Genomic DNA, 19,464 nt, shown 5'->3' with positions numbered 1-19,464 from the left:
CGCACACGCCCGCGGGTCCCCCTCAGAAGTCGACGGGGGAGATCCGGCCGGTGTCCACGTCGTAGACCGCCCCCGCCACCGGCAGTCCGGCGGGCAGCAGCGGGTGGTGGCGGATGCGCTCCAGGTCGTGCCGCAGCGCCCCCAGCTGGTCGTTGTCGGTGTGGAAGTCCAGGCTGCGGGTGTCCACCCCGTACTCCTCCATGATGGTGTCGTGCACAGCGTCGTCGCTGGGGACGGACGCCATCTTGCACCTGGTGTGCGGCATGACCAGCACCCGCTCCACTCCCAGCAGGTACACGGCCAGCACCAGGGTCCGCAGGGTGTCATCGGTCACCCGGGCGCCCGCGTTGCGCATGATCTTGGCGTCGCCGGGCTTGAGGCCCAGCAGGTCCAGCGGCTCGATCCTGGAGTCCATACAGGTCACCAGGGCCAGGCCGCGCGCGGCGACGGGCTTGAGCCCGGCCAGCGAATACCGGGCCGCGTAGTCCTCGTTGGCGGCGATGACGTCGTCGAACGCGCCGCCCGCCGGGCCGCTCGTGCTGTCGTTGCTCATGAGATCCCCCTCAGTCCGTACCCAAGACGATGCCGTGCACATCGAACCAGGTCGGTGTGCACGGCATGTTGCGACTTCCTCAGGCCCCGGAACCCGGGGCCGTGATACCGAAGTCGGTCCGTCCACTCCCTACCGTAACGATCGCGCGCGGCAGAGCCTCACCCGACCCGTCCCGGCGCTCGGTCGTGTCGGGCAGGCGCACCGGCTTGCCGTCGGCGCGGGCGGCCCGCGCGGGGCTCCGGCCGATCCACGCCATGAGCAGGGTGTCCTCGCCCTTGAGGTAGCGGTGGCAGCGCACACCGCCGGTGGCGCGGCCCTTGGCCGGGTACGCGGAGAACGGGGTGACCTTGGCCGCTCCGGCCTGGGTGCCCTCCAGGGCGCTGCTCGCACCGGACACGGTCACCACGACCGAGTCCTCGGGGCTGCTCACCGCGCCGAACCACAGCACGCGGGCCTCCTCCGGCAGCCGTACGCCCGCCACACCGCCGGCCGGGCGGCCCTGCGGGCGCACCGCGGAGGCGGAGAAGCGCAGCAGCTGCGCCTCGGAGGTGACGAACGCCAGGTCTTCCTCGCCCGTGGACAGCTGGGAGACGCCGATGACGCGGTCGTCGTCCTTGAGGGTGATGACCTCGAAGTCGTCCTTGTTGGGCGGGTAGTCCGGGGCGACCCGCTTGACCACGCCGGCGACGGTGCCCAGCACGAAACCGGGCCCGGAGGCGTCCATGGACACCACCGAGACGACTCGTTCGTCCCCGTCCAGCTGGACGAACTCGGTGACCGGAAGGCCCGACGCCAGCGGCGGGGCCTCCTCGCCCTCGTCGGGCAGCTCGGGCAGCTCCACCACCGGTACGCGGATCATCCGCCCCAGGTCGGTGACCAGGCCGACGTCCGAACGGGAGGTGGTGGGCACCGACACGGCGATCGCGTCGTGCCGCACGCGCAGCCCCTCGAACATGGGCGGCGGGACGGCCCCCCGGCTGCGGCCGATCCGCCCGTCCACGTCCATGAGCACGTGGCAGGGCTGGTCGGCCATCTCCAGCGGGATCACCGCGGCGCGGGAGACGCCGTCGCTCTCGCGCAGCTGCGTGCGGCGCGGGGTGGCGAACTTCTTGGAGACGTCGCCCAGCTCCTTGGAGACGACCCGGCGCAGCTTCTTGTCCGACTCCAGGATCGACGTGAGCTCGTCGATCTCGCTGTTGAGCTGGTCGCGCTCGGTCTCCAGCTCCAGCCGGTCGAACCTGGTCAGGCGGCGCAGCGGGGTGTCCAGGATGTAGCGGGCCTGGATGTCCGACAGGTCGTAGGCCGACATCAGCGACTCGCGGGCCGCGGTGGAGTCATCGGCCTCGCGGATGAGCGCGATGACGCGGTCGATGTCGAGCAGGGCCACCAGCAGGCCGTCCACCAGGTGCAGCCGCTCGCGGCGCTTGCGGCGGCGGAACTCGCTGCGGCGGCGCACGACCTCCAGGCGGTGGCCGACGTAGACCTGGAGGAGCTCGCGCAGGCCCAGGGTCTGGGGCTGGCCGTCGACCAGGGCGACGTTGTTGATGCCGAAGGACTCCTCCATCGGCGTCAGCCGGTAGAGCTCCTCCAGGACGGCCTCGGGGTTGAAGCCGTTCTTGAGCTCGATGACCAGTCGCAGCCCCTGGTTGCGGTCGGTCAGGTCCTTCAGGTCGGAGATGCCCTGGAGCTTCTTGGACTGCACCAGCTCCTTGATGCGGGCGACGACCTTCTCGGGGCCCACGTTGTAGGGCAGCTCGGTGACGATCAGGCCGGTGCGCCGGGCGCTGACCTTCTCGATGGCGACGGTGGCGCGGGTCTTGAACGTGCCCCGCCCGGTCCGGTAGGCGTCGCGGATGCCGTCCAGTCCGACGATGGTGCCGCCGGTGGGCAGGTCCGGGCCCGGGACGAACTCGGTGAGCTCCTCCAGGGTGGCCTCGGGGTGGGCGATGAGGTGGCGGGCCGCCGCGATGACCTCGCCAAGGTTGTGCGGGGCCATGTTGGTGGCCATGCCGACCGCGATGCCGGCGGCGCCGTTGACCAGCAGGTTCGGGAAGGCCGCGGGCAGGACCTCGGGCTCGGTCTCCTGGCCGTCGTAGTTGGGCTTGAAGTCGACGACGTCCTCGTCGATGCCCGACACCAGCAGCTCGGCGGCCCGGTCCAGGCGGGCCTCGGTGTACCGCATGGCGGCGGGGGCGTCGTCGCCGCCCAGGGAGCCGAAGTTGCCGTGGCCGTCCACCAGGGGGACGCGCATGGCGAAGGGCTGGCTCAGGCGCACCAGCGCGTCGTAGATGGCGGAGTCGCCGTGGGGGTGCAGGCGGCCCATCACCTCACCGACCACGCGGGCGCACTTGACGTGCCCGCGCTCCGGGCGCAGCCCCATTTCGTTCATCTGGTACAGGATGCGGCGCTGGACGGGCTTCATGCCGTCCCGCGCGTCGGGCAGGGCGCGCTGGTAGATCACCGAGTAGGCGTACTCGAGGAAGCTGCCGCGCATCTCCTCGGAGACGTCGATGTCGATGATCTTCTCTGCGAGATCCTCGGGGGGGTGGGAAGTTGTACGGGCCATGTCCGTAATTCTGGCCCGAACCAGAGACTGAAACGTACGTGTGCGCGTGGTCGGGCGTGTGTGAGTCGCGCGACTGGCGGGTTTCGTCCGTGGCGGTGGCGCTTTATGACCTTCCCACTGAGGGGCGGCCCCGCTCCGGGAGCGAATCGGAGCGGGGCCGCCGGGGTGTCGTCGCGCGGGTCAGCCGCCGAAGGGGACGGTCAGGGTGGCACCCCCGTCCGCGCCGGTCCGCACGCTGGAGTCGGCCGTGCCCAGGGCGCTCCAGATCTTCAGGCGCACGGTCCCGCCGTCGAGGTCGGCGAAGCCGCCGGAGACGGAGGAGGGGCCCCGGCCCTGCGTGTAAGACTCCCACCCGGCGACGTCGTCGGTGGCGAAGTAGGGGTAGGTCTCGGTCCGGTCGACGGTCCCGTCGCCGTCGAAGTCGTACTCGACGCGCACCTGGACGGCGTTGGCGACCGAGGCCCCGGAGTCCACCGGCAGGGAGAAGGCGGTCTCCCCGCCGTCGAAGGAACCGCTCACACCCTCCAGTTCGAGGACCACGGCGTCCGCGGGCGGGTCGCCGTCGCGGTTGGCGCCCCCGGCGTCGGGGACCGTGATGACGCCCGCGGTGCCGGGGGGCTCGGCCGACAGGTCCGACCCGTTCGGGTACAGCACGCCGTCGCCCAGGTCGCCGCCCCCGGGGTCGGGGTCGGGCGACGGGTCGGGGCCGCCCGGGTCGCCCCCGCCGCCCTCGCCGACGGTGGAGGCCAGGGTGCTGGGGGCCACCTCCAGTTCGGTGCCGTCGGAGAAGGTGACCGTGATCGGCGAGCCGCCGGGGTTGAACGCGGTGTAGGCGCGCCCGTCGACGTCGGAGAACACCGCGTAGTGGGCGGTGTCGGCCGTGACGGACGTGTCCACGGTGCCGACCTCGGCCAGGGTGGAGATCCACTGGTAGGTGTGCGGCTTGGAGCCGCCCGCCTCCGGCTCGTAGGTCTGCCACTGCGCCTCGAACATGTCCAGGGCGGCGTCGCCGTCCGACAGCGCCCGGTGCGCCCAGTGGATGTCGCGCCAGATCTCGGGCTCGCGGCCCAGGCGGTCCACGAGGGACTCGTACATCGCCCCGGCGTGCGCCGGGTCGTGGCCCAGGTAGAGGGAGCCCGCGGTGATCGGCAGGTAGTTGATGCCGTAGTGCTCCTCGTCGCCGCCGTCCCACCAGATGCGGTAGTCGCCGCCGTCGCCCCAGACCATGCCGACCACGTCGTGGCCGAACCCGTCGGGGAAGGCCTCCCCGCCGTGGTCCTGCCAGTAGCGGGTGACGGTGGAGGCCTGGGTGGTGTGCAGGAAGACGCCCAGGTCGCGCAGCTCCTCGTCGCCGGTCAACGCGCCGAAGAGCGCGGTGGAGGAGGCGAAGTGCATGCCCTCGGAGGACGACTCCTGGTTGTTGCCCGCGGCGAACCCGGCGTGGCCGGAGGCCCAGCCGTGCCCGGCGTAGGGCGAGAAGGATCGCAGGCGGGGGAAGAGGCCGGCCTCGGTGGCGGCCACGTCGTCGATGACCATGCGCACCATGCCGCCCCAGGCGTTCTCGGCCGCCCAGTCACGGTCGTAGCGGGCGATGGTGGCGGCGGCCGAGACCAGGTAGCCGTAGTGGAAGTCGTGGTCGTTGAGCTCGGTGGTGGCGCCGAAGCTGTCCGGGTAGCCCAGGAGGGTCCCCCAGTCGGCCTCGTAGTGCAGGCCGCGGCCGCCCCCGGCGGTCAGCCAGTCCTCGACGCGCCCCTTGAGCAGGCCCAGGAGCTCGTCGCGGGCCTCGGTGTACCCGATGGAGTCCGCGATGGGCACCAGCTGGGCCAGGCGGCCCATGGCCTTGCCGTCCCAGTAGGTGTCCCCGGGGGAGGGGAAGTGCGCGTCCTCGGCGAGGACCTCGTCGATGAGCAGGCGCAGCCGGTCGTGGTCGGCGGAGTCGACGGTGGGCAGGCTCGGCAGGATGCCCTGTGTGGTCAGCTCCGTGGTGAAGGAGCCGCCCAGCGCCACGCGCATCTCCCCGCGCGGGGAGGCGTAGGACAGGCCGGCGACCTCGTCGTCGCTGTTGCCCCAGTGGTGGGGGTACATCGCCAGGACGGTGCCCTCGGCGCCGCCCTCCAGTGCCTCGGTCTCCACCCGGTAGGTGCTGGTGAGGGTGGCGGCCGCCTCGTCGTAGTCGTACTCGACGACGGAGCCGGTGACGGCGGAGTGGGCGTAGGGGGCGAAGTCGTCCAGCGCGTCCGGCGAGGGCAGCAGGGCGACGGAGTAGTGCCCGCCGTCCCCGGTGGGCGCGGTGAAGGTGTCCCCCGAGCGGGTCCAGGGGGACCCGGTGGGGGAGAAGAGGGCGTAGTGGTTGCCGTTGACGGTGGCGCCGACCGTCGAGCCCTCCTCGTGCCAGACGTCCGGCGAACCGGTGAAGGCCACCTCGGCGTCGCCGCCGTCGGTGCGGGCGTGCGCGAAGGGCAGGCCCTGGCCGATGGTGACGTCCAGGGTGGGGCCGCCCGACCAGCGGGCGGTCACGGTCCAGTCGCCGCTGTCGGCGACCCGGGTGTCGGGGGAGTCCAGGCCGACGGCGCCCAGGGAGAGGTCGGCGGTGTGCGGGAACTCGTACTTGAGGCCGTCCGCGACCAGCCGGGGTTCGCGGGGGTGGCCCATCTCCAGGCCCCCGGCGTGGGGCCGGTAGGTGGCCGGGTGGGCGTAGAGGTTCTCGCCGTAGGGGTTGTCCGGGTAGCGCTGGAAGATGAGTGAGGACCACCACTCGTTGGTGGGTGCCGGTCCTTCGAAATCCTCGGTGACCTTGGGGTCGACCGGCGCCCCGTTGAGGTCGGAGGGGCCGGTGGCGCCGGCGGGGAGGGCGTCGTCGTAGCTCCCGGCGCCGACCGGGACCAGGGCCGCGGCCGCGGCGGGGGCCGCGTTCGGGCCGGCGGTGAGGGCGGTGGTGGTGAGGGCGGTCGCGCCGCCGATCGCGAGCGCCGCCAGGACGGCGGCGGTGCCGCGGCCGGGGGACCGTCGGGAGGGGGCGGGGGGCGGGTGGTTGTCGTCCATCGGTTCGCCTCTCTGGGTTCAGCGGGGGGTTCGCGTATGGGAGCGCTCCCATGCGTGAGGAACCGTGCTCAGAGTGTGCTCAGGCGAAGATGTGAGCGCAATGGAGGAAACTTCGAAAGTTTCTGTTTTGTTACCGTCGTCGGCTCCCGTGGCCGGCGGGAACCGGAGCGACCCGCGAACCGGGCGGCGCGCGAGGGACGGGGGAGGTGCTTCGGGGGTACCGCTCGGCGGCGGTGGCGGGCGACGGGCAGGGGGGCCGCGCCGGAGGTGTCCGTTGAGGGCGGTGGTGGGCGACGGGCGGGAGTGGACGACGCCCCGGGCGTCGGCCCGCTCTGATACGAAGGGATCATGGCCACCACCCCTGACCCCACCCTCACCACCGACCCCGCCGACGGGGACCTGCGCGAGCGCGCCGAGGCGCACCTGCGCGCCCTGGCCGGGGACTCCGCCCGGCTGCGCGAGGACCAGTGGACCGCGATCCACGCCCTGGTCGCCGAGCGGCGCCGGGCCCTGGTCGTCCAGCGCACCGGCTGGGGCAAGTCGGCGGTGTACTTCGTGGCCACCGCCCTGCTGCGGGCCCGGGGCGCGGGGCCCACCGTCATCGTCTCGCCGCTGCTGGCCCTCATGCGCAACCAGATCTCCGCCGCCGAGCGCGCGGGCATCCGCGCCCGCACCGTCAACAGCGCCAACACCACCGACTGGCAGGCCGTCTACGCCGACGTGGAGGCGGGCGGGGTCGACGTGCTGCTGGTCAGCCCCGAGCGCCTCAACAACCCGGAGTTCCGCGACCGGGTGCTGCCCGAGCTGGCCGCCGGGGCCGGGCTGGTCGTCGTCGACGAGGCCCACTGCGTCTCCGACTGGGGCCACGACTTCCGTCCCGACTACCGGCGCATCCGCTCCCTGCTGCTGGACCTGCCCGACGGCGTCCCGGTGCTGGCCACCACCGCCACCGCCAACGAGCGCGTCACCCGCGACGTCGCCGAGCAGCTGCGGGCCGGGGCCGACCGGGACGAGACGCTCGTGCTGCGCGGGCCCCTGGACCGGGAGAGCCTGCACCTGTCGGTGGTGGACCTGCCCGAGCCCACCGACCGGCTGGCCTGGCTGGCCGAGCAGCTGCCCCGCATCCCCGGCTCCGGGATCGTCTACACCCTCACCGTCGCGGCGGCCGAGGAGACCGCCCGGTTCCTGGCCGAGCAGGGCATGGAGGTGCGCTCCTACACCGGGCAGACCGACCCCGACGAGCGCCGCGCCGCCGAGGACGACCTGCTGGCCGACCGGGTCAAGGCGCTGGTGGCCACCAGCGCCCTGGGCATGGGCTTCGACAAGCCCGACCTGGGGTTCGTCGTGCACCTGGGCGCGCCCTCCTCGCCGATCTCCTACTACCAGCAGGTCGGCCGTGCCGGGCGCGGGGTCGAGCGGGCCGAGGTGGTGCTGCTTCCCGGGCGCGAGGACACCCGCATCTGGGAGTACTTCGCGAGCCTGTCCTTCCCGCCGGAGGAGACCGTGCGCCGCACCCTGGACGCGCTGGCCGAGGGCGGGCCGCTGTCCGTCGCCCGCCTGGAGACCCGGGTGGACCTGCGCCGCAGCCGTCTGGAGCAGATGCTCAAGGTCCTGGACGTCGACGGGGCGGTGCGCCGGGTGCGCGGCGGCTGGGAGGCCACCGGGCGGGCCTGGTCCTACGACGCCGAACGCTACGAGGCGGTCGCCAAGGCACGGGAGACCGAGCAGCGGGCGATGCTGGACTACACCGCCCTGGACACCTGCCGGATGGAGTTCCTGCGCCGCCAGCTGGACGACCCGGAGGCGACCGCCTGCGGGCGCTGCGACAACTGCACCGGCCGCACCTGGGAGACCGGGGTCGACCCCGGCCGCCGGGAGGCGGCCGCCGCCCACCTGGACCGGCCGGGCGTGCTCATCGAGCCGCGCCGCCAGTGGCCCACCGGCATGGACACCCTGGGGGTGCCGCTGTCGGGGCGCATCAAGCCCGAGCTCCAGGCCGCGCCGGGCCGCGCCCTGGGCCGGTTCACCGACATCGGCTGGGGGGCCGAGCTGCGCGCCCTGCTCGCCGAGGACGCCCCCGAGGCCCCGGTGAGCGACCGCGTCCTCCAGGGGCTGGTGCGCGTCCTGGCCGCCTGGGACTGGGAGCAGAGGCCGGTGGGCGTCGTGGCCATGCCCTCGCTCACCCGGCCGCGGATGATCAACGACCTGGCCGGGCGCCTGTGCGCCCTGGGCCGCCTCGCCCCGGTGGGCTCCCTGGCCTACGCCACCCCGGAGGGCCCGGGGGAGCGGCGGCACAACAGCGCCATGCGCCTGGCCCAGGTGCACCGGGCCCTGGTCCCGGCCCCCGGCCTGGCCGAGGCCCTGGACGGCCTCCAGGCCGAGACGCCGGGGCCGGTGCTGCTCGTCGACGACCACACCGACACCGGATGGAGCCTCACCGTCGGCGCCGCGATCCTGCGCGAACTCGGCGCGCCCGCGGTCCTGCCCCTCACCCTCGCCACCACCGGCGGCTGACCCCCGCCCGGACGCGGTGTTCGCCGGCGCGTGCGCTCCCTTGCCTGCCGCGAACGGTCTTCGGCCGCCGCATCCCGGGTGTGCGGAGCCCCCGCCGGGCCGTGGTCGGTCCGACGGCCGGTCCTGGGGCACTCCGAAAACGCGGACGGGGCCCGGCCGAAGCCGGGCCCCGTCGCGGGACGTCATGGGGGTGCGGGTCAGCGGATGCGCTGGCCGCGCGGGGCGCCGCGCCGCACCGGCTGGCCGTTGCCCAGGTCCGGGCGGGCGCCCGGCTGGTGCAGGGCGCGCGCCGCCAGGCGGTGCGCCCGGGCCAGGGCCTCCTTGGGGTGGCGGCCCGCCAGCCACGCGGGCAGGAAGCCCGCGATGAACGCGTCGCCCGCGCCCACCGAGCCCGGCGAGGGGTCCACCTGGTCGGCCGGGGCCCACACCACGTCGTCGCGGGTCTTGGACGCCCACAGGCCGCCCTCCTCGCCCAGCTTCAGCACCACGTTCGGGAACCAGGCGGTGAGCACCTTGGCCGCCGCCTCCGGGTCCTCCCGGCCGGTCAGCACCTTGGCCTGGGCCAGGTTCGCGAACAGCAGGCGGGCGCCCTGCGTCCAGTCCAGGAAGTTCTCCGCGCCGGCGCGCTCCAGCGGGGCGTGCGAGCCGCCGTCCACCGAGATGGACATGCCGCTCTCGCGCGCCATCCGCAGCGCCACCCGCGCCGCCCGGCGCGAGTCCGCGTTGATCAGCGTGTAGCCCGACACGTGCAGGTGCCCGTCCGGGCCGAACACGTCGCGCGGCAGGTCCTCGGGCTGGAGGCGGGCGTTGGCGCCCGGGTCGCTCAGCATCGTCCGGTCGCCCCGGTGGGTGATCATCACCACGCAGGTCCCGGTCGCGACCTCGGGGTCCATCACCATCCGGGAGTCGAGCCCGTAGCCCATCAGCTCCATCTCGCGGGTGCGCCCGGTGATGTCGGATCCGCGCCGGCCCACGAACGTGGTCTCGGTGCCCTCCACGGCCAGCCAGGAGGCGATGTTGGCCCCCGAGCCGCCTCCGTACATCACCACCGACGCCGGGGTGTCGCTGCCGCGGGCCAACGGGTGGAACGCGCGCGCGACGGCGTCGGTCATCAGATCACCGATCACGACCACTCGTGTCATATCGCCAGCCACCACCGAGTCATGAGAATTCGTGCCCGCTCGACGTTAACAGGTGAATCGTCAGCGGTGTGTAACGAAGTGACGGCACCCCGGACACACGCCGATTCGGGGCCCTCGTCCCGGAGCCGAGCCCCGTGGACAAGCGTATCCGGCCATAGGGTGCTCGGTCCCGGATCGGGACCTCCGGCCCCCGGGGACGGGACGTACCGCGGGTGTTTTCGCGCCGACCGCATCGACTTTCCCCGGAATCGACCGATTGTCGTCTAGTCTCGCAGTCGTGCAGTCCTACCCGAACCACTGGGAAGCCGACGTCGTCCTCACCGACGGAGGCACCGCCCACCTGCGCCCCATCACCCCGGACGACGCCGACCTGCTGCGCGAGTTCCACGGCAGACTCTCCCCGGAGACGATCTACTACCGGTTCTTCGCGCCCTACCCCCGCCTCTCCGACCGCGACGTGAGACGTTTCACCACGGTCGACTACGAGGACCGGGTGGCCCTGGTCGCCACCATCTCCGACGCCCTCGTCGCGGTGGTGCGCTACGACAAGGTCGCCCCGGAGGAGGCCGAGGTCGCCTTCGTCGTGGAGGACGCCCACCAGGGGCGCGGGCTGGCCTCCGTCCTGCTGGAGCACATCGGCGCGGCCGCCCGCGAACGCGGCATCCGCCGGTTCATCGCCGACGTGCTCCCGGAGAACCGGCGGATGATCAACGTCTTCCGCGAGGCCGGGTACACCGCCCAGCAGACCTTCGACGAGGGGGTCATCCGGCTCACCCTCGACATCCAGCCCACCGACGACTCCACCGAGGTCATGCGGGCCCGCGAGCAGCGCGCCGAGTCGCGCTCCATCGCCCGGCTGCTGTTCCCGGAGTCCGTCGCGGTCATCGGCGCCAGCCGCACCGCCCACACCATCGGCCAGACCGCCCTGCGCAACCTCCTCGACAGCGAGTTCCAGGGCCCCGTCTACCCGGTCCACCCCGAGGCCAAGGCCGTCGTGGGCGTGCGCGCCTACCCCTCCGTGCTGGACATCCCCGACCAGGTGGACCTGGCCGTGGTCGCCGTGCGCGCCGACGCGGTCGCGGACGTGGTGGAGCAGTGCGCCGAGAAGGGCGTGCACGGCCTGATCGTGGTCAGCTCCGGCTTCGGCGAGACCGGTCCCGAGGGGCGCGCCCGCCAGGACGAGCTGGTGCGCACCGCCCGCGCCGCCGGGATGCGCGTGGTCGGCCCCAACTGCCTGGGCGTCGCCAACACCGACCCCTCGGTGTCCCTCAACGCCACCCTGTCGCCCGACCTGCCCCGCAGCGGTCCCATCGGGTTCTTCTCCCAGTCCGGCGCCCTGGGCCGGGCCATCCTTCAGCGCGTCGCCGACCGGGGCATGGGCCTGTCCACGTTCGTCTCCGCGGGCAACCGCGCCGACGTGTCCGGCAACGACCTCATGCAGTACTGGCAGGAGGACCCCTCCACCGAGGTCGTCCTCCAGTACCTGGAGTCCCTGGGCAACCCGCGCAAGTTCACCCGCCTGGCCCGGCGCCTGGCCAAGCTGAAGCCGGTCGTGGCGGTGCGCAGCGGCGGGTCCGCGCAGACCACCCCCACGGGGCACGCGGCGGGCGGGCTGGCGCTGCCCGACTACGCCGTCACCTCGCTGTTCCAGCAGGCCGGCGTGGTCCGGGTCGACGACATCACGCAGATGTTCGACGCGGCCCAGGTGTTCGCCTACCAGCCCCTCCCCAAGGGCCCCCGGGTCGGCGTCATCGGCAACTCCGACTCCCTGGAGCTGCTGGTCAAGGACGCCGCGGTCCGCCAGGGCCTCAAGCCGCACGACCCCGTCAACCTGGGCCCGCAGGCCACCGCGGACGACTTCGACCGGGCCCTGGAGGCGGCGCTGGCCGACGACGAGGTCCACTCCGTCGTGGTCGTGTTCGTCCCCGCCCTGCACCCCATCTCCGACGACGTCGCCCGGGTGCTGCGGGCCCGCTCGCTGGGCTCGGACAAGCCCATCGTCACCACCTACCTGGCCCGCCAGGGCGTCCCCGAGGAGCTGCGCCACGTGGGCGAGCGCGGGGAGACCCTGCGCGGCTCGGTGCCCTCCTACCCCGCGCCCGAGGACGCCGTGCGCGCCCTGGCCTACGCCACCCGGTACACCCAGTGGCGCGACCGCAAGCCCGGCCGCCACCCCGAGCTGCCCGACATCGACGGCGCCCGGGCCCGCGCCACCATCACCCGGGCGCTCAAGAACGCCCCGGGGGAGGAGGTCTGGTTCGGCGGCGAGCGCCGCTACGACGAGGACACCGCGGTCTCCGCCGAGGACACCCGCGAACTCCTCTCCTGCTACGGCATCACCGCCTACCCCGACATCCCCGTGTCCTCCGCCGACGAGGCCGTGGTGGCCGCCGGGCGGCTGGGCTACCCCGTGGTGGTCAAGGCCGACTCGCCCGACCTGCGGGTGCGGGCCGGGGGCACCTTCGTCCGCGCCGACCTGCGCACCCCCGACGACGTGCGCAGCGCCTACCTGTCGCTGGCCGACCGGTTCGGCGCGGAGGCCGACCTGGTCGTGCAGCGCATGGTCGCCCCCGGGGTGCCCACCGTGGTGCGCGCGGGCGACAACCGGTCGTTCGGCTCGGTGGTCTCCTTCGGCCTGGCCGACGTCACCGCCGAACTCCTCGACGACCGGGCGTTCCGGCTGGCCCCGCTCACCGACATGGACGCCGCCGACCTCATCCACGCCGTGCGCGCCGCGCCGCTGCTGTTCGGGCTGCCCGCCGGGGCCACCTCCCTGGCCGAGCAGCCCAACGTGGAGGCGCTGGAGGAGCTCCTCATCCGTGTCTCGCGCCTGGTGGAGGCGTTCCCCGAGATCGGCTACATCGACCTGGACCCGGTGCTGGTCAACGCCACCGGCGCGCACGTGCTCGGCGCCCGCATGTGGCTGCGCGAGGCCCCCGAGGTCCGGCCCGACGCCGGCCCCCGGCGGCTGCGCGGGGTGACGTTCTGATGCGGCGGCCCGCGCCCGGGTCCGGGCGAGGGGTGGCGTCCTGATCAGGCACTGGGCATCCCGTTTCTCCCAGCGGTCGCGAAGTGCCGCGGGGAGGAGGCAGGATAGGGATATGAGGAAAACACGCGCCGTGTCCACGGACTGGCGGCTGGAGATCGAACGCAGCGGCTACTATCCCGCGCTGGTGATCGACGCCGTCGCCACGGCCCTGGGCGACGAGAGCGCCGAGGCGTTCGTCGTGCACCACGAGGCGACCTTCGACCCGGCGATGGAGATGCGGCGGCACATCACCGTCATGCTGCTCACCGCCACCCGGCTCGTGGTGTGCCACACCGACGAGCACCCGCCCACCGAGCCCGGCGGCACCTCGCACGCGTCCACCACCACCGACAGCATCCAGCTCGGCAACATCCAGTCGGTCGCCCTCACCAGGGTCGTGCCCAACCCCGCGCAGTACACGCCCGGGAGCATGCCCAGCGAGCTGGTCCTCAGCGTCAACCTCTCCGTCAACTGGGGCGCGGTCGCCCACATCGACCTGGAGCCGGCCTCCTGCGCCGACGAGAGCTGCGAGCTCGACCACGGCTACACCGGCGCCATCACCGCCGAGCCGCTCACCCTGCGGGTGAGCGAGGCGGCCGACGGGGCCGAGGCCGTCGCCACCATGCTGAACTTCGCGAACGCGCTGTCGGCGGCCACCCGCTGACACCGGGACCCTGCGGGGCCGGGGACCGCCGCGGTCCCCGGCCCCGCCGCGTTTCACGCGTTCGCCCCCCGGCCGTGACACGGACTTAACGAACACGGTTCACCCGGCCGTGGTGCCCCGGCGACCCGTCCGTCTAGGGTGGAACCGGATTCGTGCATTCCGCCACAAGAGAGGCGCGTCCGGTCACAAACCAGGCGTTTCCGTGCACGCCGTACCCCGACGGCGCGCCCGCTCTCACACACTCCCCGCACCCGCGGAGATGATGGACCCGGAGAAAGGTCGGTCTGCGATGACGCAGCACTCGTCCCCGACGCCCAAGGACGACACGCCCCTGGTACGCCTCGACGTGGACAGGGGGGTGGCCACGGTCACCCTCGACTCCCCCCGCAACCGCAACGCGCTGTCCGCGCGGCTGCGGTCGGAGCTCTCCAAGGCGCTGTCCGACGCCATGGCCGACGACGAGGTGCGCGCCGTCGTCCTCACCGGCACCGGGCCCGTGTTCTGCGCCGGGGCCGACCTCAAGGAGGTCGCCGCCGCGCTGGCCGGGGAGCCCGTCGAGCCCGCCCCGGAGCTGCCGGAGGTCTTCGAGCAGATCATGGGCGCCCCCAAGCCCGTCATCGCCGTCCTCAACGGCGCCGCCCGCGCCGGCGGCATCGGCCTGGTCGCCGCCGCCGACATCGCCCTGGCCCCCAAGAGCGCCACCTTCGCGTTCACGGAGGTGCGCATCGGCGTGGTGCCCGCGATCATCTCCGTCCCCGTGTCCGCCCGGATGCACTCGCGCCAGCTCAGCCGCTACTTCCTCACCGGCGAGCTCTTCGACGCCTCCGCCGCCGCCAAGGCCGGGCTCATCACCCAGGCGGTGCCCGACCGCGACATGGCGCACGCCCTCGACGCCGTCCTCCAGGGCATCCGCGGCTCCGCGCCCAAGGCGCTCTCGCGCACCAAGGAACTGCTCGGCGAACTCGGCGCCGGGGCGCTGGCCGCCCCCGAGCGGCGGGCCGAGGCGTTCGCCCGCATGGGGGAGCTGTCCGCCGAGTTCTTCGCCGGCGAGGACGCCGCCGAGGGCCGGCTGTCCTTCTTCGAGAAGCGCCCGCCGCGCTGGGCCAGGTGACCGCGGCCGGACGCCCCTCCTTTCGGGGCGTCCGGTGCGTCCGCTCCTGCGCAGAGGTCACAATGGTCGGGTGAGCTACTCCGGAGATACCAGGGTCGGCGGCCCCGCCGACCTGCGACGACTACCGCATCTGACCATCACCAAGATCAGCGTCGGCCCCATGGAGAACAACGCCTACCTGTTGCGTTGCCGCTCCACCGGCGAGGCCGCCCTCATCGACGCCGCCGCCGAGCCCGACCGCATCCTCGAACTCATCGGCGCCGACGGCCTCGACCGGGTGATCACCACCCACCGCCACCAGGACCACTGGCAGGCCCTGGCCGAGGTGGTCGGCGAGACCGGCGCCCGCACCGTGGCCCACCCCGAGGACGGCGAGGAACTGCCCGTCTCCGTCGACGAGCCCGTCGTCCACGGCTCGCGGATCTCCGTGGGGGACTGCCACCTCACCGTCATCCACCTGCGCGGCCACACGCCCGGGTCGATCGCGCTGCGCTACGACGACCCCGAGGGGCACGTCCACCTGTTCACCGGCGACAGCCTCTTCCCTGGAGGGGTCGGCCGCACCTGGTCCGACGAGGACTTCCGAACCCTTCTCGGCGACGTCGAGGAGCGCGTGTTCGGGGTCCTGCCCGACGACACCTGGGTCTACCCCGGCCACGGGCGCGACACCACTCTGGGAGTGGAGCGCCCCCACCTGGACGAGTGGCGCGAACGGGGCTGGTGAGTCAGGCCCCCAGACACACGAAGCCGTGCCGCCCCAGGTGGGCGGCCACCGCCTCGGGCGGGGCGGCGCCCGCCGCCAGCGCCCGGTGGAAACCGGCCACGGCCCGCCCGGTCCCGGCATCGCGTACCGGGGCCGGGCTGGCCACCACGGCGCGCACCCCCGCCTCCAGCAGTGCCCCGGCGAAGCGCCCGGCCCCGCACGAGGTCAGCACCACCACCTCCGGAGGCGCCGCCGACACCAGGTCCAGGGCCAGCAGCGGGCCGTCGGCCAGGGCGACCGACGACAGCAGCGGGGAGCGCTCGGCCACCCGGCCGTGCCCGGACAGGTGCACCAGGTCGCAGCCCGCGGCGCCCGCCGCCACCTCGCCGACCCGCACGGCCCTGTGCGCCCGGGAGTGGACCCTGCCCAGGTCGGCGACCTCGCGGACGGCGCCCCGCGGCGCCGGGCCCGCCGCCAGCAGCACCCGCCGCCACCGGGGGAGCGGCCGCACCACCCGGTCCGCCCACGCCCGCGCCGACGGCACCACCGCGACGGGCCGGCCGCGCAGCCCGGGCAGCGCGCCCCACGGCGGGTGGCCCAGCCGCGGGTCGGCGGCGACCACCAGCGGCCGGTCGTCCACCAGCTCCAGCACGGGGGCCAGCGCCGCGCCGAACTCCCGCGCCACCCGCGCGGGCGGGCCCAGCGACCGGGCGTGCACCCGGCCGTCGACCACGACCAGCGCCACCACGTCGCCCACGACCACCAGGCGCACGAACGCCCGGCCGCCCAGCAGCCCGGCCAGCCGGGCGCCCACCGGAGCGCACTCCCGCGCGGCCGCACCCTGCGCGTACCGCGCCCGCTCCCACCGCCGCGCGTACACCAGGCAGTGCCGGTCCCGTCCGTTCGCCAGCGCCTCCCGGTACCGCTCGACCACCGGGTCGCACCGCCCCGCCGGCACCCGCGGCGCCGGGGGCACGGTGAACTCGGCCCACTCCAGCGCACCGCGCAGGTCGCCCCGCGCCAGCGACACCTCCACCCCGGCCCGCGCCACCTGCGGGTCCCCGAGCACCCGGGGGTCCGCTTCGGCGGGCCCCGCGAAGGCGGTCCACGGGCCGCGGACCTCCTGTGACTCACGGGTCAGCCGCGAACCGGGGGCCGCCCGCCGGCCCCCGGCCCCCCGCGCACCGCCGGCCGGCCGGTGACCGGCGGATCCCTCGGGGAACCGGAGCGCCCGCGGTTCCGGGGGCGGCTGTTCGGTGCGGGCCGCCCGTGCGCCATCGGCCTTCCGCGGGGCCGGGGGCCACGGGGGGAGCTGCACGTCCACCGCCCGGTGCGCCGCGACCAGGCGGGGAACGGGCTCGGAGGCGCTCACCGGCCGCCGCAGTTCCAGTGCGGCGTGCGCCCGCTCCTGCGGCGACGCGGACGACCAGTCCAGCGGGGCCGCGCACACCCGTTCGGCCATCTCCTCCAGCCGCACGGCCAGGCGGTACCACAGCGACCCCGGGCCGTGGGTCTCCCGAACCCGGCGGGCCAGCTCCCGCGCCCGGTGGCGGTCGCCGCGCAGCAGCCGCAGTTTGGCCTCCACCAGCAGGGTGACCGGCTGCGCCGACCGGCCGTGCGCCCACGGGCCGTCCGCCAGGGTGAGCGCGGCCTCCTCCAGGTGTCCCTCGGCCAGCAGGGCCTCCGCCAGGTCGGCGCACAGCGCCTCGCGCCGGTCGGTCGGCAGCCGGTGCGCCAGGCCCGTGAACGTGGCGATCGCCCCGGCGGCGTCGCCCCTGCGCAGTGCCAGGCAGCCCAGGTTCTGCCGGGTGACCAGCTCCAACAGGTGCAGGTCCCGCTCCAACGCCAGGGAACGGGCCTCCTCCAGGTGGTCCTCGGCCGCGCCGAACCCTCCGCACAGGATCCGGGCCAGCCCCAGGTTGGCGAGGAACCCGGGCAGGACGGGCGCGGCCTCCTCCGCCAACGGGTGCCGCCGCAGCCGGACGTGGGTGTCGTCGAGGATCTCCACGGTCCGGTCGAACAGCCCGCGCTCGGCCAGGGCGACACCGAGGACCACCCGTTGGAGGAGGAGGCGGCCGGACCTTTCCACCCGCCCGTCCCGGCCTGTTCGCCAACGGACGGAGGGGGTCGAGGAACGGGGTGCGGGACGGGACGGGGGCAAGGTCCGGCCGCCTTTCTCCGAGGGGGAGGAGCACCTCTAGGAATAGCAGCGGGTGACGGTCCGTGTGGAGGTGAGAACATGAAGTCACCTCGGAGCCGGCCGCCCAAAAGCGGACAAGGGGGTGCGAAGGCCGACGAGCGCGCGGGGGTTCCCGGCGGGATGCAATGGCAATTCGGAACCGCCCCTTCTGTGACCGTCCGGCCCTGTCTGCGGACGGCGGTCAGAGGGTGAACCACTCCGTGCTGAGCGGGGCCTCGGCGTCGCGGCGGAGGGTGAGCCGGATCGGCCCGCGGCGCAGGTCCGGCAGGGCGAACTCGCCGGTCTCCTCGACGGAGGCGACGTCCTCGCCGCCGCCCGGCCGGTGGGCCTCCAGCAGGGCGTACTCGAAATCGCCCCGGACCGTCCCCGACAGGGTGCGGGAGGGGCCGCGGGCGTGCAGGGCCAGGTCGATGCGCACGTCCCCGAACTCGAAGGACAGCTCCCCGACGACCGGGTCGTCCACCGAGCGCACCTCCTCGGTGCGGGGGCCCCGCTCGGCCACGAGGACGGCGAGGTCCACGGCGTCCACGCTCCGGTCGAAGGCCGCCAGCGCGGCCTCCCGGCCCTCGAGGCCCTCCCGCTCCTCCCGGCTGCTCATATCTCGTCCTCCAGGGTGTTGCGCAGCCGGCGGACCATGCGGCGGCGCTCGTTGAACGCGGCCCGGCGGTCCTGCGGCGGCGGGGTGGAACCGGGTTCGAGGATGCGCAGCGCGGCCCGGCGCTCGGCGGGGTCGCGCAGGCGGTCGACCGCCCGGTGCAGCGCCTCGTCGCGCTCCTTGCGCAGGTACTCGGCCTCCGGGTCCGGGGCGTTCCCGCCGACGCGGGCGAACTCCTCCGGGTCGGTCGGGTACTGGCGGGCGTCGCGCCCGCGCTGGCGCAGGCACTTGTCGCGGGTGACCCGGGACAGCCAGGCTCGCAGGCGGTGCGGCTCGCGGAGCCGGGGCAGGTGCAGGTTGAGGGTCAGCCACACCGTCTGGACGACGTCCTCGCGGTCCGGCGCGGACAGCCCGAAGGAGCGGGCGATGCCGTTGACCATCGGCAGGTGGCGGTCGACGATGTCCCGCCAGGCCTCGCGGCTGCCATTCGCGGCCCGGCGCACGAGTTCGGCGTCGTCAAGGCCGAGTCCGCTTGTGGCCAATGTCGAGGGGTGTTCGTGCCGTAGGTCGCTGGAAAGTACGGTTTCAGGGTCCTCGTGCGACTGGTCTGGCAAACGCGCCCCCACTATGATCGGATTCCCCCATAGCACCTTCGGGGCACACGTTACTCCGGAGGGGCGGGGGATACTGGGAGATCCCAGAAGATCGCTGGTCCTCAGGGTGCCCTTCGGGCACAATGGGGCAAAGGCATTCAGGCGGGTATGCAACCTTCTCGTGGTACGAGGGCGTCGGGGAAGCGCACTCGTTCGTATCAGGAGGTTCGGTGTCCGCACGTGGCGTCTTGTACGTCCACTCCGCGCCCGCGGCGCTGTGCCCACACGTCGAGTGGGCGGTCGCGGGTGTCGTAGGAGTGCCCGTGAAACTCGATTGGGTCGCCCAGCCGGCGGCACCCGGCAACCACCGCGCCGAGCTGAACTGGCAGGGGCGGCCGGGGACCGCGGGGCAGGTGGCCTCGGCGCTGAACACGTGGCAGCGCCTGCGGTTCGAGGTGACCGAGGAGGGGTCGCCCGGCTGCGACGGCGTGCGCTACAGCTACACGCCGTCCCTCGGTATGTTCACCGCGGTCACCAGCGCCGCCGGGGAGGTCCTGGTACCGGAGGGCAGGCTGCGCCTGGCCGTGGAGGAGGCCGCCGGCGGCGGTTCCGACCTGGCCGCGGCGATCGACCGCCTCACCGGCCGCGCCTGGGACGAGGAGCTGGAGCCCTTCCGCTACGCCGGAGACGGCGCCCCCGTCCGCTGGCTCCACGCCGTGGGCTGAGTCTCCTCTGCCACTGGGGTTCGTGAGG

The 19,464-nt window shown here is 74.0% G+C and carries 13 protein-coding genes; 6 read left to right on the top strand and 7 right to left on the bottom strand.

What is annotated here, in order from left to right; genetic code table 11:
* Positions 1 to 22: 22 nt before the first annotated feature.
* From ACFVNO_RS07605 to ACFVNO_RS07595, 3 genes are all read right to left on the bottom strand, one after another.
* Positions 23 to 553, bottom strand: a complete 531-nt coding sequence (locus tag ACFVNO_RS07605; RefSeq protein WP_355267917.1) for a carbonic anhydrase — start codon at positions 551 to 553, stop codon at positions 23 to 25.
* Positions 554 to 632: 79 nt separating this feature from the next.
* Positions 633 to 3,119 (bottom strand): DNA topoisomerase IV subunit A, encoded by a 2,487-nt coding sequence (locus ACFVNO_RS07600; protein WP_355267914.1) that lies wholly within the window; start codon positions 3,117 to 3,119, stop codon positions 633 to 635.
* A gap of 180 nt (positions 3,120 to 3,299) precedes the next feature.
* Positions 3,300 to 6,161 carry a glycosyl hydrolase gene (locus ACFVNO_RS07595; RefSeq protein WP_378890289.1) on the bottom strand — a complete coding sequence of 954 codons (2,862 nt, stop codon included), beginning with the start codon at positions 6,159 to 6,161 and terminating at the stop codon, positions 3,300 to 3,302.
* Between the two features lie 348 nt (positions 6,162 to 6,509).
* On the opposite strand from ACFVNO_RS07595, the gene ACFVNO_RS07590 reads away from it, so the two are divergent.
* A complete protein-coding gene (locus ACFVNO_RS07590; protein ID WP_355267908.1) occupies positions 6,510 to 8,675 on the top strand; it encodes a RecQ family ATP-dependent DNA helicase in 2,166 nt (721 codons plus the stop codon).
* Positions 8,676 to 8,872: 197 nt separating this feature from the next.
* Here the strand turns inward: ACFVNO_RS07590 and ACFVNO_RS07585 are convergent, their stop codons facing one another.
* Positions 8,873 to 9,808 (bottom strand): carbohydrate kinase family protein, encoded by a 936-nt coding sequence (locus tag ACFVNO_RS07585; protein ID WP_220565624.1) that lies wholly within the window; start codon positions 9,806 to 9,808, stop codon positions 8,873 to 8,875.
* Positions 9,809 to 10,094: 286 nt separating this feature from the next.
* Between ACFVNO_RS07585 and ACFVNO_RS07580 the strand changes: the two genes are divergently transcribed.
* The 4 genes from ACFVNO_RS07580 to ACFVNO_RS07565 all read left to right on the top strand — a co-directional run bounded on the left by ACFVNO_RS07580 (position 10,095) and on the right by ACFVNO_RS07565 (position 15,344).
* The gene (locus ACFVNO_RS07580) at positions 10,095 to 12,806 is read left to right on the top strand and encodes a GNAT family N-acetyltransferase (RefSeq protein WP_355267905.1); all 2,712 of its coding nucleotides are present in this window, start codon (positions 10,095 to 10,097) and stop codon (positions 12,804 to 12,806) included.
* A gap of 130 nt (positions 12,807 to 12,936) precedes the next feature.
* On the top strand, positions 12,937 to 13,509 hold the full coding sequence (locus ACFVNO_RS07575; RefSeq protein WP_220565625.1) for a DUF5998 family protein: 573 nt from the start codon (positions 12,937 to 12,939) through the stop codon (positions 13,507 to 13,509).
* A 289-nt stretch (positions 13,510 to 13,798) separates the two neighbouring features.
* The gene (locus ACFVNO_RS07570) at positions 13,799 to 14,620 is read left to right on the top strand and encodes an enoyl-CoA hydratase-related protein (protein ID WP_220559721.1); all 822 of its coding nucleotides are present in this window, start codon (positions 13,799 to 13,801) and stop codon (positions 14,618 to 14,620) included.
* Between the two features lie 70 nt (positions 14,621 to 14,690).
* Complete coding sequence (locus ACFVNO_RS07565) at positions 14,691 to 15,344, top strand: MBL fold metallo-hydrolase (protein ID WP_220559722.1); 654 nt, start codon at positions 14,691 to 14,693, stop codon at positions 15,342 to 15,344.
* Between the two features lies 1 nt (position 15,345).
* Here the strand turns inward: ACFVNO_RS07565 and ACFVNO_RS07560 are convergent, their stop codons facing one another.
* From ACFVNO_RS07560 to ACFVNO_RS07550, 3 genes are all read right to left on the bottom strand, one after another.
* The gene (locus ACFVNO_RS07560) at positions 15,346 to 17,379 is read right to left on the bottom strand and encodes a CHAT domain-containing protein (RefSeq protein ID WP_378890283.1); all 2,034 of its coding nucleotides are present in this window, start codon (positions 17,377 to 17,379) and stop codon (positions 15,346 to 15,348) included.
* A 325-nt stretch (positions 17,380 to 17,704) separates the two neighbouring features.
* Positions 17,705 to 18,121 (bottom strand): hypothetical protein, encoded by a 417-nt coding sequence (locus ACFVNO_RS07555; RefSeq protein WP_355267898.1) that lies wholly within the window; start codon positions 18,119 to 18,121, stop codon positions 17,705 to 17,707.
* Entirely contained in the window at positions 18,118 to 18,660 is a 543-nt protein-coding gene (locus ACFVNO_RS07550) for a sigma-70 family RNA polymerase sigma factor (RefSeq protein WP_355267895.1), read from the bottom strand. The genes ACFVNO_RS07555 and ACFVNO_RS07550 overlap by 4 nt, the downstream gene beginning before the upstream one ends.
* A gap of 281 nt (positions 18,661 to 18,941) precedes the next feature.
* Here ACFVNO_RS07550 and ACFVNO_RS07545 point away from each other — a divergent pair, with 281 nt between their 5' ends.
* Positions 18,942 to 19,436 (top strand): DUF3145 domain-containing protein, encoded by a 495-nt coding sequence (locus ACFVNO_RS07545; protein WP_355267892.1) that lies wholly within the window; start codon positions 18,942 to 18,944, stop codon positions 19,434 to 19,436.
* Positions 19,437 to 19,464: the final 28 nt, after the last annotated feature.

The sequence above is a fragment of the Nocardiopsis sp. NPDC057823 genome (assembly GCF_042797335.1).
Taxonomy (GTDB): Bacteria; Actinomycetota; Actinomycetes; order Streptosporangiales; family Streptosporangiaceae; genus Nocardiopsis; species Nocardiopsis changdeensis.
This window is presented reverse-complemented; position numbering and strand designations above follow the sequence as displayed.